Origin of the sequence: Streptomyces sp. TRM68367 (assembly GCF_014495685.1) — a bacterium.
GTDB lineage: Bacteria > Actinomycetota > Actinomycetes > Streptomycetales > Streptomycetaceae > Streptomyces.
Genome location: NZ_JACTVI010000011.1, coordinates 93,965 through 107,799, shown reverse-complemented (window position 1 = coordinate 107,799; position 13,835 = coordinate 93,965). Strand labels below are relative to the sequence as shown.

The 13,835-nt window shown below is 71.7% G+C and carries 7 protein-coding genes; 5 read left to right on the top strand and 2 right to left on the bottom strand.

Features of this window, described 5'->3' with window-relative positions; translation table 11 throughout:
- The first annotated feature begins 124 nt into the window (after positions 1–124).
- Complete coding sequence (locus H8R17_RS10995; RefSeq protein WP_187822957.1) at positions 125–3,283, top strand: glycoside hydrolase; 3,159 nt, start codon at positions 125–127, stop codon at positions 3,281–3,283.
- A gap of 164 nt (positions 3,284–3,447) precedes the next feature.
- A complete protein-coding gene (locus tag H8R17_RS10990) occupies positions 3,448–4,467 on the top strand; it encodes a LacI family DNA-binding transcriptional regulator (protein WP_187822956.1) in 1,020 nt (339 codons plus the stop codon).
- Between the two features lie 130 nt (positions 4,468–4,597).
- On the opposite strand, the gene H8R17_RS10985 is transcribed toward H8R17_RS10990, so the two are convergent.
- On the bottom strand, positions 4,598–8,566 hold the full coding sequence (locus H8R17_RS10985; protein WP_187822955.1) for a glycosyl hydrolase: 3,969 nt from the start codon (positions 8,564–8,566) through the stop codon (positions 4,598–4,600).
- Between the two features lie 208 nt (positions 8,567–8,774).
- Between H8R17_RS10985 and H8R17_RS10980 the strand changes: the two genes are divergently transcribed.
- From H8R17_RS10980 to H8R17_RS10970, 3 genes are all read left to right on the top strand, one after another.
- Complete coding sequence (locus H8R17_RS10980; RefSeq protein WP_187822954.1) at positions 8,775–10,079, top strand: MFS transporter; 1,305 nt, start codon at positions 8,775–8,777, stop codon at positions 10,077–10,079.
- A gap of 49 nt (positions 10,080–10,128) precedes the next feature.
- Positions 10,129–11,619: an L-fucose/L-arabinose isomerase family protein gene (locus tag H8R17_RS10975; RefSeq protein WP_187822953.1), complete on the top strand. Its 1,491-nt coding sequence runs from the start codon at positions 10,129–10,131 to the stop codon at positions 11,617–11,619.
- A 121-nt stretch (positions 11,620–11,740) separates the two neighbouring features.
- Positions 11,741–11,869, top strand: coding sequence for a hypothetical protein (locus tag H8R17_RS10970; RefSeq protein WP_262505182.1), 129 nt, complete (start codon positions 11,741–11,743; stop codon positions 11,867–11,869).
- A gap of 224 nt (positions 11,870–12,093) precedes the next feature.
- Here H8R17_RS10970 and H8R17_RS10965 read toward each other — a convergent pair whose 3' ends face one another.
- Entirely contained in the window at positions 12,094–13,548 is a 1,455-nt protein-coding gene (locus tag H8R17_RS10965) for a glyceraldehyde-3-phosphate dehydrogenase (protein ID WP_187822952.1), read from the bottom strand.
- Positions 13,549–13,835 lie beyond the last annotated feature (287 nt).

Here is a 13,835-nt window from a genome sequence, read left to right as displayed (position 1 = left end):
ATTGATGTTGCACACGTCAAGGGGTGTGAAGCTGCCGTATCTCTTGACGTGTTGGTTGCCGTCCTAAAACATTCGGGAAAATCGATTGGTTCTGTGCGGTTCTGTTCGCCTCTGAAGGGAATCCATGTCCAGCAGACATCGCCTCGTCCGGGCACTGGCGGTCACCGTTCCGCTGGCCCTCGGTGCGGGACTCGTGGCCGCCGTACCCCAGGCCGCTGCCGCCGACGCGGTCACGGTACGCATCGACCCGTCGTACCAGCAGCAGGAGTTCGAAGGGTGGGGCACGAGCCTGGTGTGGTTCGCCAACGCCACCGGCGGCTACCCGGACCCCATCCGCAAGCAGCTCGTCGACATGCTGTTCGGCGAGGACGGTCTCCGCCTCAACATCGCGCGCTACAACATCGGCGGCGGCAACGCCCCCGACGTCCGCAAGGACTACATGAAGACCGGCGCGACCATGGAGGGCTTCTGGAAGGCCCCGGAAGGCACCACCCGGGAAGACACGGACTGGTGGAACCCCGACAACCCCGACCACTGGAACTGGCACGCCGACGCGGGCCAGCGCTGGTGGGTGGACCAGATCAAGGACAAGGTGACCCGCTGGGAGGCGTTCAGCAACTCGCCGCCGTGGTTCCAGACGGTCAGCGGATACGTCTCGGGCGGCTTCGACGCGAGCACGGACCAGATCCGCGCGGACCGCGTCGACGACTTCGCGACCTACCTGACCCGGGTGACCGACCACCTGGAGAAGAAGCACCGCATCAAGTTCGACACCATCGCCCCGCTCAACGAACCCAACACCAATTACTGGGGCACCCAGTTGGGCCCCGACGGACAGCCCACCGGCGGCCGTCAGGAAGGCGCGCACGCCGGCCCCGAGCTCCAGCAGAAGGTCGTCAAGGCCCTGAGCCGCGCCCTGGCCGACGCCAGGACCCGCGCCACGATCTCCGCGATGGACGAGACCAACCCGAGCACCTTCGTCCAGAACTGGAACGCCTACGACAGCTCCGCGCGCGCCGCCGTCGACCAGCTCAACGTGCACACCTACGGCACCGGCATGCGTACCAGCGCCCGGGACAGCGCCAAGGCCGCGGACAAGAAGTTCTGGATGAGCGAGGTCGAGGGCACCTGGGGCACCGGCACCGACTTCACCGGCATGGAGCCGGGCCTCGGCATCGCCTCCCGGATCGTCGACGACATGCGGGAACTGGAGCCCTCCGCCTGGGTGCTGTGGCAGCCCATCGAGGACTCCATCCCGCAGGCGGAGGCAGGGAAGAACTGGGGCAGCATCCACATCCCGTTCAACTGCACCGCCAAGGACACGCCGCAGACCTGCCCGATCCGTACCAACACCAAGTTCAACACGATCCGCAACTTCACCCACCACATCCGGCCCGGCGACCACTTCGTGAAGGTCGACGACCGGTCCACCGTCGCCGCCGTCCGGGGGTCCGGCCGCGGAGCGACCGTGGTGCACGTCAACAACGGCACCACCCCGCGCGCCGTGACCCTGGACCTCTCCCGCTTCCGGCACATCGTGCCCGGCGCCAGGGTGACGCCCGTGGTCACCAGCACCGACGGGGCGCTCGTCCGGGGCACGCCGGTGAAGGTGAGTAACGCCTCCGCCACGCTCACCGTGCCCGCGAAGTCGGTGACGTCCTTCCTCGTCGACGGTGTCTCCGGCACCGACAAGGACGCCGCGCTCGTCCAGCCCGGTCACGAGTACCGGCTCCAGGGCGCGCAGAGCGGCAAGTCCCTGACCCCGTCCGACGACGGCACCGGCGTCGTCATCCGCACGAACGACCCGAACGCCCAGTCCCAGCTGTGGTCGGTGCGCAAACTGACCCGCGGCAGCGACAACCGCGAGCGCTACGCCCTCGTCAACGCCGAGACGGGCAAGCGCCTCGCCGTGCGCGACAACGAGGCCGTCCTGGAGGGCTCCGGCGGCTCCGGGCCGGAAGCGCAGTGGATCATGTCGACGACCGGGGACGGCACCTGGACCTTCGTCAACGCCGCCACCGGCCGGCTGATCGACGTCGCCGGGCGGTCCACCGCGGACGGCGCCCGCGTGTCGGCATACCCGCCCACGTCCAACGCGAACCAGCGGTGGACCGTGATCGACGAGACCGCGCTGCGCACCGAGCCCGCGAAGGCGTTCACCGTCCCCGGCCGCGCACCCGAACTCCCCGCCACTGTCAGGCCCGTCTATCGCGACGGCGCCCGCGGCTCCCTCCCCGTGGAGTGGAAGCTCCCGTCCGACTCGCGGTGGCGCACGCCCGGAACGGTACGGGTGAAGGGCGAGGCGACCGACGTACGCGGGCGCACCATCCCCGCCGAAGCGGTCGTCACCGTCGACACGATCGCCGCCACTCTCCCCGCCCGCGCCAAGACCTACACCGGCGGACGGCCCGACCTGCCCGCCACGGTCGTGGGCGTCGGCAAGAACGGCGGCGCCCCCGACCTCCCGGTCACCTGGGACCCGGCACCCGACGGCGCCTTCGCCGACACCGGAGTGACGACGCTGCGCGGCACCGCCCGCGTCCCCGACGGCACCACGGTCCCGGCGACCGCCCGCGTCCAGGTCACCGAACCCCGCCAGGCGAACGCCGCGCGCGACGAGAACGTGACCGTCGGCGCCTCGTTCACCGAGAGCGGCTACTCCGCCGACCGCCTGCGCAACGGTGACCTCACCGAGAAGGCCTGGTCCAACTGGAAGCCGGGCACGAAGAACCCGTCCGACACCATCACCTTCACGCTGCCGGAGCCGCGCGACCTGACCCGCGTCGTGACCCACTTCCACCGGGACGGCAGCAACGTCAGCTTCGCGCAGTCGCTCAAGGTGCAGGTGCGGCAGGCCGACGGCACCTGGACCGACGCTAGCGACTCCGTCGACGTCGGCACCGAGGGCACACCCGTGGCCGACGTGCCGGTGACGGCCGACGGACCGGTGAGCGCGGTGCGCGTGGTCATGACGGCACGCCCCGGCGGCTACATCACCCTCGGCGAGATCGAGGTGTACGCCAAGGCACCCGGCGTCTCCTCGGACGCCGCGGCCGGGTCGATCGAGGTGGCCGGAGTCCCCGTCAACGGCTTCGACCCCGACAGGACGGACTACCGCGTGACGACCGCACGTCCCGACCGGGCCCAGGTCACGGCCACGGCGCGCGACCCGTACGCGACCGTGAGGGTCCGCAGGGAGGCGAGCGCGACGCACGTCGTCACCGTGAGCAGCGAGGACGGCTCGCAGACCCGGCAGTACAAGGTCACGCTGACCCGCGGCTGACCCGCGCAGGGGGCCGGTCACACCGGCCCCCTGCGCCCGTGGGAAATCCTGTGCCCGCCGCGAACGAACCCGTGCGGAAAATCGTTTTATGCACAGCCACGCTATACTTGCGTCACCCATGAGGACCACTGTCGTGCCTGGTCGCACGGCTCCACAGCGAGGGGGTGGACGCCATTCCGGCACGCCCCGCCCGCATTCAGGACGTCGCCGCCGCCGCAGGCGTCTCGGTGTCCACGGTGTCGAACGTGCTCAACCGGCCCGAGCGCGTCAACGCGCAGACCGCCGAGCGCGTCCGCAACGCCGTCGCGGCGCTCGACTACGTCCCCCACCCCGGCGCCGCCGGCCTGCGCACCGGGCACTCCTCCTCGATCGGGCTCGTGCTGCCCGACGTGGCCAACTCCTTCTACTCGCGCATCGCACGCGGCGCCGCCGAGGCGGCCTACGACCACGGCTACGCCCTCGTGCTCTGCCACAGCGGGGACGCGCCGGAGCGGGAGCAGGGCTACTTCACGATGCTCGTCCAGCAGCGGGCCGTCGGCGTCGTGGTCGTCCCGCTCAGCGCGGACCCCGGCCGGCTGACCCGGCTGCGTGAGCGCGGCATCCCACTGGTCCTGGCCGACCGCGAGATGCCGGACGAGGAGGGCTGCTCCGTCTCCGTCGACGATGTCGCCGGCGGCCGGATCGCCGTACAGCACCTGCTGGACCGTGGGGCGACCGACATCCTCGTCGTCAACGGCGAGCGCGGCATCCGCCAGTGCGCCGACCGCTACCAGGGCGCCCGCCAGTCCGTGCGCACCCGCCGCGCGGCACGGCTCGACCAGGTCGTCGCCGAGGAGATGACGGTGGCGTACGGCACGAAGATCGCCGACCAGCTCGACGAGCTGCCCGACGGGGTCTTCTGCACCAACGACTTCCTCGCCGCCGGCCTGTGCCGCGGCCTGACCGAACGCGGCGTGCGCATCCCCGGGGACATACAGGTGGTCGGCTACGGCGACCTCGACATCGCCAGCTTCGGCGCGACGACCCTGACGACGGTACGGCAACCGGTGGAGGACCTCGGCCGGGCGGCCGTCGAGATGCTCCTCGACGAGATCGAGGCCCGCGCCGAACACGCCCACGAAACCCGCGTATTCGCCCCCGGCCTCGTGATACGCGACTCGACCCGCCCACCGGCCGACGCGTAGCCGGGCTGTGGGGCCCGGCGCGGCCGACGGCTGGCGCGCCGTGCGATCCCGTGCGGCCGATGGCGGGTCGGGCGCACGGTCCGGCGCAGCCTGTGCCCCCGCCGGCCATGCGCCCCGGCGGGGCCGACGCTCAACCGGTCCGCGGAATCCGCAGCGTCACCGGCCCCAGCAGCCCCGACGCCAGCTGGGACGGGAAGACCCAGCCGGTCGGCGTCGCCTCGGCGAGGTACGGCGCCAGTGTGTTGCGGACCGTCACGTCGACGCTGACCGTGCGCCCGGCCGTGCCGCGCAGCGGGAAGCGGTACGGCGGGCAGAAGGCCTCGCCCACGGGCTCGCCGTCCAGCGCGACCTCCACGCAGCCGCGCACCCGGCCCAGATCCAGTACGGGTTCCGCCCCGGGAGGCACTTGGAGCGCCCGTGAGTAGGTCACGCCACCGCTCCAGCCGGCCAGTCCCAGCAAGCGCCAGTCACCCAGGGGCAGCGGCGCCGGTACGGTGCGCACGCGTGCCGGGCCGTGCCAGGCGGAGCCGCCCCGCAGTACGGCCGTGGGCGCGGTGACGACCTCGATCCGAGTGGCCTCCCGCAGCGGCTGGTCCAGGGCGAGGGCCTGGCCGTCGAGGGCGCGTTCCGTGCCGTCTCCGACGCGGACGCGGGCCCGGAGCCCCAGCGGCAGGTCGACCGACACCGTGCCCGCGGGCACCGTGAAGCGGAAACGCTGTGCCGCCGCGCGGACGTCGTCGGTGCACCGCACCGGCAGCGCGGGGCTGCCCAGTACGGGCGGGCCGTGGAGCCACTCGGTGTCCGGCAGCGGATGCGGCCGTACGACGGCGTGGCAGTGCCGCAGCTCGCCCCGCCTGCCGTCGTCCTCGACCGTACGGCCCTGCCAGCCGCCCGTCCCGGCCTCCCAGCCGGCGCCGCTGACCAGCGCGGTCACGTCGCAGCCCGCCCGCGCGACAAGGTCGACGAACACCGCGTCCCGGTCGCGTACACCGTCGGTCACCACGTCGAGGACGTGCTCGCCCGCCCCGAGGACCAAATCGTGCCGGAAGAACATCGGCACCGCGCCCCAGTCGGACTCGTAGTACTCCACCTTCTCCTGCCGGGCCACGACCGCGCCGTCGACCAGCACGGTGAGGCCGGTCGCGGCGCCCACGACGAGCACCGTCTCCCCGCCGTCGCCCGAAATCCGCAGCCGCGCGCGATAGGTCACCGGGCCGTCCGGCCGCACCCCGTCGGGCAGCCGCATGAACTGCGGACGCGGGCCGAACCCGTCCGGCGCGGAGAGGCAGAAACAACTGCCCAGCGGGGTGTCGACGCTCGCTGAGATCATCGCCGGCCGGCCCTCGGCGTCGGACAGCTCGTACTCCAGCACATTGCGAGCCCGCTCCACGGTCACCCGCGCGGAGGCCAGATATCCGCGGCCGCCCGCATCCAGCCGCTCGCCGTTCCACCACACGCGCTTGACAGCCTCCGCACCGACGTGCAGGTCGGCGGGCCCCCGGTGGTCCGTCTCGACGATCGCCCGGACCCGGGCGACCTGTCCCTTCCCCGGCACCGGCACGCGCACGAACTCCTCGTCCACCAGCCCCTTCGTGCCGAGCACCCCGCCCGGATCCGGGATCCCCCGGCTCGACGAGTACACCGCCGCGTCCCAGCCCGCGTCCGCCGGTGCGAGGGACAGCTCGCCGTCCAGGACCTGTTCGACGGACGCGGCGCCCAGCGGCTCGGGAGCCCCGGCGGAGGGCACCGGCGGCAGGACGCGGACCCGGTTGCCGTACGTGACCCGCACCGGCCGCCACGGCGCGTCGGCCTCGGCCCACTCCATGTCCCAGATCTGCGGCTCGTCGACGGACGAACCCGCGGGCAGCGCCAGGTCACCCCAGATGTTGTCCATCGTGGGCACCAGACGGCCCTGCCAGCCGGCCGAGACGTCGACCGTCTCCACCGCTTCGGACGGTACGGCCGCCGCCTTGCCCGTCGGCGTCCCCTCGCGCCAGACGACCAGCGCCGCCGGGGCGCCGTCCAACGGCACGTCGATGGTCGACACGCCGCCGTCGGAGACGGTGACCCGCGCGGGGTGCCGGGCGCCGGTCGCAGGGTTCCAGACCTCGGCCTCGGCGACCGGGGCGCGCACGGTGACGGACGAGGTGCGGGCGTACCGCGCCGGATCGGTGATGTGGTTCCGGCGCGGCCGGGGAGCATTGGTGCGCGCCTCGGGCACCCCGGCGTCGGGGAAGGCGCCCGTCACCAGCGCGACCGCCTCATTGCCCTGCCGCCGGACGAGCAACGGCACCTCACCCGTGACGTGTCCGCCCTCGACGGCCGCTGCCGCGTCCTCCGCATCGGGCACGCGCTCCAGCCGCGGATGGGCGAGCAGCGCCGCCACGACGGAGTCGTCGCCCGTGAGACCGGCCGCCTGTTCCGGGGAACGCCCCACGACCACCACACGCCCGCCGGCGTCGAGCAGCTCCGTCAGCCGCCGCGCCGTCTCCTCCTCCAGGACGCTCGCCGACGGCAGCAGCACCGCCCGGTACGCCAGATCCCGGATCCGCAGGGCACCGTCGGTGGCCTTGGCCCGCTGGACCGAGTCGTCGTCGATGACGTCGAAGGAGACTCGGCGCAGATCCAGGGCGCCGGCCTGGGGCTTCAGCCAGTTGTTCGTGCCGCACACCTCCAGGTAGTGCCGCTGCGTCTCGTCGGCCTCCTCATGGCCGTCGCCCAGCCGGCCGTCGCCGAAGTGGTGCACGGGCGCGTCCAGCGGAACGAGCGCCTGCATCGTTGCCGTCGGGTGCAGGACCGCCACCTCTGCGTCGTAGCCGCCCCACGACATGATCGAGCAGATCCGGGCCACGGCCCGCGAGAACGCCGGGTACTGCTTCCAGTACGGCTGACGCCAGTCCGTGGACGGCGGTGCCCACTCGAACCAGCCGCCCGCGGTGCCGAAGTAACTGGCGTGCGGGTTGTACAGGTTGGCGCCGCTGCGCAGGAACGGCAGCAGCCAGTCGTAGGTGTCCTCCAGCGTGCCGCCCCAGCCGGAGGAGTGGAACGCCTCGATCCACACCCGCTCGTGGCCGTACAGGTGGGCCATGGACGAGTGCACCTTGGCATCGCCGTGGTGGTCGCTGCCCGCGGCGCTGAACCAGCGGTGGGTGCGGAAGTAGTCGGTGTACAGCTGCGTCGACTGGGCCGGGTAGCCCGCGCGGGCGGGGCTGCTCTGGTCGCAGCCCAGCAGCATGCCGCGCTCGCGGTGCCAGCCGGCGAGCGGCCGGAACAGGGCCTCCTCGGTGAGCTCCGCCCGTACGGCGTAGTAGTCGGCGCGGACCTTCGCCGCCCGGCCGGCGGCCGCCGGGGCGAACAGGTCGGGCAGGTGGTCGAGCAGGTCGTAGCCGCGCCGGGCCCGGAACTCCTCCGGGAAGCGGCGGCCCCAGGAGTTCGTGCCCGGCAACTCGTCCTGGAAGCTGCCCGCGAGCACGTTGCCCAGGTACTGCGGCACACGGCGGTCGTACTCGTGGTGGACGGCCTCCATCAGCAGGCCGACGGCCTGCGGGTCCAGGTAGTCGAACGCCGTGGGTACGGCGGTGACCAGCTGTACGTCCGTGCCGTCGGGGACCGCGAGCCGCGCGGTGCCGGTGACCGGCAGCCGGCGGCCCCCCGCGTCGTACGCGCCCACCAGCGTCTCGGCGTCCCGCAGGGCGACCGTGCCCCCCGACACGGCCGCCGTGCGGGTGCGCAGGGCCAGGCCCCGCGCATCGGGGTGCCGCCGGGTGACGGCACCCTGGACATTGGCGCCGGAGAAACCGATCTGGTCGTAGAACCACAGGCGCATGCCCAGTTCTGCGGCGATCTCGCAGGCGTCGGTGAAGCGGGCCCACCACTCCTCGCCGAACCACGCCGGATCGTCGGCCGGGGCGCCCCAACTCGGTCCGGACGGCGCCAGGTTGATCACCACGAGGTTGCGCACACCGCCGTCCGCGAACCGGCGCATCTGCCACTCCAGGCGCGCGCGGGTGACCTTCGCACCCGACCACCACCACAGCGGAGTGGGGCCGAAGTCGCGGGGTGGATCCTCGAAGAGCTGCTGCAGCGCGGGGGAGATCACGGAAGCGGTCCTTCCCCTAAAAACGTTTTGGGACCGACATCACCGTAGGCGACCTCGATGGATCGCACCATATCCGCGGAACGGGTGGAACGAACCGGGGCCGTTCGGCGGATCTGTGCGCGAGACCTTGTTGGAACGTTTTTCCGCCCCTATATTCGCTGCGACCTGGCCCCGGAGCCGCGATGTCACAAGACGACGGAGTCGCATCATGGCCCGTACCCCGACCGCATCAGGACCCGCCGAACGACCCATTCCGAAACCCCTGTGGAAGGCCGCGGCCCTGTCGGGCATGGCCTCCTACCTCGACGCAGGGCTGATCGTCAGCATCTCCGTCAACCTGGCCATCTACCGGGACAACTTCGACATGGGCGTGTGGATGGCGGGCGCGATCAGCGCGATCGTCACCATCTGCATCGCCGTCGGCTCCCTGGTCGGCGGACGGCTCGCCGACCTGTTCGGCCGCCGCCGCGTCTACAACTGGGACATCTTCTGCTTCGCCCTGGGCGCGATCATCATCACGCTGGCCCCGGACGACATCACGCTGCTGATCGGCGTCCTCGTCGCGGGACTCGCCGCGGGCGCCGACCTGCCGACCTCCCTGGCCGTGGTCTCGGACGCCGCGCCCGCCTGGGCGCGGGGACGGCTCGTGGCGTTCACGCAGGTCATGTGGATGCTGGGGATCGCCGTCGCCATATTCCTCGGCTTCGTGCTGTCCACCACGGGCATGACCGGGGCGCGCATCATCACCGGCCAACTGGCCGTCTCCGCTCTGCTGACCTGGCACTTCCGTTCCCGTCTGAAGCTGTCCCACGAACAGGACGAGGTCGAGGAGCGCGCCGCGCAGGCCACGGACGACCCGGCGGCCCCGCGCGGCATCGCGCTGCGCAGCATCTTCACGCGGGCCGCCCTGCTGCCGATGACCGCGACGTTCGTCTTCTACGTCACCTGGGGACTCGGCGCCAACACCTTCGGCCAGTTCGGCACCTACCTGCTCGTCACCGTCAGCGACGCCTCACAGAGCCTCGCCACCGGGATCAACCTGGCGTTCATCCCGATCGGCGTGGTGCTGACCATCGCGTTCGTCCGCGTCGCCGACACCCACTGGCGCGACCGGCTGTTCTACCTGGCCGCCACCGTGCAGGTGCTCGCCTTCGTCGTCGCCTCCCTGACCGCCGGGGCCCTCGCCGGCATGCTCGTCTTCTTCGTCCTCTACCAGCTCTCCAACCCCTTCGCGGGAGAGGCCAGTTACAAGGTCTGGTCGCAGCTCACGCTGCCCGCGGACACCCGCGGCACCACCCAGGGCTTCACCTACGCCCTGTCGCGCGGGGTCTTCGCCGTCGCCGCGTTCTTCACCCCCGCCCTGGCCGAGTACAGCGCGTCCGTCCTGCTCTGGTCGATCACCGCCCTGATGGCGCTGGCGGCGTTCGCGGGCGCCTTCATCATCCGCGTCCTCGTCCCGCGAGCCCCCGGCGCCGGCCAGGTCCAGCCGGACCCGAAAGCCGTCCACACCTGAGCGGGGCCGGACCCACCAGACGTCACAGCACTCGCAAGGAGCGCCGACCATGGCAACCCCCCAGCCCACGACGGCGACGACCGCGACCGCGGGCCCCGCCGCCGAACGGACCGCCCTGCTGCGCGACCTGCTCCCCGCGCCCGCCCGGCGCCGCACCCGGGTCGGACTGGTCGCCGGCGGACTCGGCACCTACTGGCCGCAGTTTCCCGGGCTCCTCCCGCAGTTGAAGGAGTCGGCCGCCTACGTCGCCGACCGCTTCCGGCAGATGGACGCCGAGGTCACCGACGTCGGCTTCATCTCCGACGCCCAGGAAGGAGCGGCCGCCGCGGAGCAGCTGCGCCGCGCCGACTGCGACCTGATCGTGCTGTTCCTGACGACGTATCTGACCTCGTCGATGGTGCTGCCGATCGCAAAGCGCTCGCACGCCCCCGTCCTGGTCATCGACCTCCAGCCGTCCGAGAAGATGGACCACGCCTCCTTCGACACCGGGGCCTGGCTGGCCTACTGCGGACAGTGCCCGGTGCCCGAGGTCGGCAACGTCTTCCGCCGTGCCGGCATCCCGTTCCGGTCGGTGTCGGGCTGGCTGCGCCAGGAGTCCGCCTGGCGGCGCATCGAGCAGTGGATCCGCGCCGCCCACGTCCGCGCCGCGCTCCGGCACGCCCGGCACGGACTGATGGGGCACGTGTATCCGGGCATGCTCGACGTGTCGACCGACCTCACCCTGCTGCCCGCGACGTTCGGCTCGCATGTGGAGGTGCTGGAGTTCGACGACCTGCGCCACCGGGTGGAGAAGGTCACCGAGGCGGAGACCCGGGAGCGCATGGAGCTCGCCCGCAAGGTCTTCACCCTCGACGACAGCGTGGTGGACGAGGACTTCGCCTGGGGCGCCACCGTGTCGGTCGCCCTGGACCGGCTCGTGGAGGACTTCGGGCTCGACACGCTCGCCTACTACCACCGCGGTCTCGACGGCGAACTGTACGAGCGGCTCGGCGCCGGCATGATCCTCGGTGCCTCCCTGCTCACCGCGCGCGGCGTGCCCGCGGCCGGCGAGTACGAACTGCGCACCAGCCTCGCCCAGCTCGCCTCCCAGTGCGTCGGCGCCGGCGGATCCTTCACCGAGATCCAGGCCCTCAACTTCGAGGACGGCGTGGTCGAGATGGGCCACGACGGCCCCGGCCACCTCGCGGTCAGCTCCCGTGACCCCCTGCTGCGCGGGCTCGGCGTCTATCACGGCAAGCGCGGCTGGGGCGTCAGCGTCGAGTTCGACGTGCAGCACGGGCCCGTCACCCTGCTGGGACTCGGCCAGGACGCCGACGGCAGCCTGTCCTTCGTCACCGCCGAGGGCACCGTCGTACCCGGACCGCTGCTGGAGATCGGCAACACCACCAGCCGGGTCGACTTCGGCCGCGACCCCGGCGAGTGGGTCGACGCCTGGAGCGCCACCGGCGTGGGCCACCACTGGTCCCTCGCCGTCGGCCGCCACGCCGCCGACTTCCGGACCGCCGCGAGCCTCCTCGGCATCGACCACCGGGAGGTGTGACCGGGGCGGGCCCGTAGCCGCGCGGCAGCTCACCGGGACGTACGTCCTGGACCACCACTCGGCCAGCCAGTGCACCCCGCTGTAGGACACGCTCGACGCCTCGATCGACGACTGGAACCCGGTGCGGGAGACGGTGACGCCGCGCGCCGAACACCGCGAGCGCTACGACGCGTTGTACGCGCTGTACGGGCAGCTGTACCCGGAGACCTCGGCGACCGTCCATGCTCTGGCGGCACTGCAGGAGCGCTGACCGTCCGCCCCGCACGACCGATCAACGGAAGACCGCATGACCACGTACGCCCCGCCCGAGCCCAACCGGCCGCCCGCCACCGAGCCGCACACCGTCTACACCGTGGCCGGCGAGGCGGCGAGGTCCCCGGCCTGGTCGGCCTGCTGACCACCTGTGCGGAGACGTGACGCTGTAGCCCCACCGGGCACGGCGATGGCGGGCCACCACCGTGCCCGGCCTCAGCGTCAGACCGCCGGTGCCGGGTACGTCGGGTACTCCACCCCCGAGACGTGCTGGACGACGCGGACGACCTGGCAGGAGTAACCGAACTCGTTGTCGTACCAGAGGTAGAGGATCGCGTTGTCGCCCTCGACCTTTGTGGCACCGGCGTCGACGATCGAGGCGTGGCGCGAGCCGATGAAGTCGCTGGAGACCGCGTCCGGGGCGCTGATGAAGTCGATCTGGCGCTTGAGCGGCGAGGTCAGCGACACCTCGCGCAGATGGTCGAGGACCTCCGCGCGGGTCGCCTCGCGCGCGAGCTGCAGGTTGAGGATCGCGATCGAGACGTCCGGCACCGGGACCCGGATCGAGCTGCCGGTGATCCTCGCCTTGAGGCCGGGCAGCGCCTTGGCCACGGCCGAGGCCGCACCCGTCTCGGTGATGACCATGTTCAGCGGCGCCGAACGGCCGCGGCGCTCGGACTTGTGGTAGTTGTCCAGCAGATTCTGGTCGTTGGTGAACGAGTGCACGGTCTCCACGTGCCCGCGCAGCACGCCGTACTCGTCCGCCATCGCCTTCAGCGGCGGCACGATCGCGTTGGTGGTGCAGGACGCACAGGACAGGATCCGCTCGTCCGGCTTGATCGTGTCGTGGTTGACGCCATGCACGATGTTGGGCACGTCGCCCTTGCCCGGCGCGGTCAGCACGACCTTGTCGATGCCGGGGCGCAGATGTTTCGACAGCCCCTCGCGGTCACGCCACCTGCCGGTGTTGTCGATCAGGATGGCGTCCTTGATGCCGTACGCCGTGTAGTCCACCGACGTGGGGTCGTCGGAGTAGATCACCTTGATCTCGTTGCCGTTGGCGACGATCGTTTCGGCGGCCTCGTCGACGGTGATCGTGCCCTGGAACTGGCCGTGGATGGAGTCGCGGCGCAGCAGAGAGGCCCGCTTGACGAGATCCTCGGCGGTCCGGCCGCCGCTGTTGCGCACGACGATCGCGCGCAGCCGCAGGCCGTTGCCGGAGCCGGCCTTCTCGATGAGCAGCCGGGCCAGGAGCCGCCCGATGCGGCCGAAGCCGTACAGGACGACATCGCGCGGCTCACGGCGCTCGATCTTGTCGGCGCCCGTGGCACCGGCGACGGCCTCGGCCGTGAAGGCTTCCACCGGCAGGCCCCGGTCGTCGGCCCGGTACGTGGCGGCGAGCATGCCGAGGTCGATCTGGGAGGGCCCGAGGTCGAGCGTGGTGAGCGCCTTGAGGAACGGCATGGTCTCGGTGACCGAGAGCTCCGCACCGGCGATCTGACGGGCGAACCGGTGGGTCTTGAGGATGCTGACCACCGACTTGTTCACCAGGGAGCGGCTGTGCAGGAGAACGGTGACGTCACGCTCCCGGTGCAGCTTCCCGATGATCGGGATCATCGACTCCGCGATCTCCTCGCGGTTCTTCCAGTTGGTGAACGAGTCGTCGTTTGCAGTCACAGAATTCTCTTTCGAGCTAGGCGGCGCTCATATGCTAACCACCTCCCCTTCCGGCCGTGCGGGGGGTACCGCCCGACGACCAGTGCGTTCGTCGCGGTGGCGCGGGGGAGCGAGGCGTGCTCGGTCGGCGGTCCGCCGTACGAGGGCCGTGTGCCGCCGTCGGGGTGGGGGGCGTAACCCGTGTGAGCGTCCCGGATGGTGTGTCCGGCCGGAGTGGCTGACGGTGGATCACGTCAAGGCCGGGTCACCTCAGCTGATGCCGTGTCGGCTGCCCGGGCCGCGACGGA

Bases quoted from the DNA above. Each gene is read 5' to 3' on its own strand.
- H8R17_RS10980 (WP_187822954.1), top strand. From the start codon at position 8,775: ATGGCCCGTACCCCGACCGCATCAGGACCCGCCGAACGACCCATTCCG.
- H8R17_RS10975 (WP_187822953.1), top strand. From the start codon at position 10,129: ATGGCAACCCCCCAGCCCACGACGGCGACGACCGCGACCGCGGGCCCC.
- H8R17_RS10995 (WP_187822957.1), top strand. From the start codon at position 125: ATGTCCAGCAGACATCGCCTCGTCCGGGCACTGGCGGTCACCGTTCCG.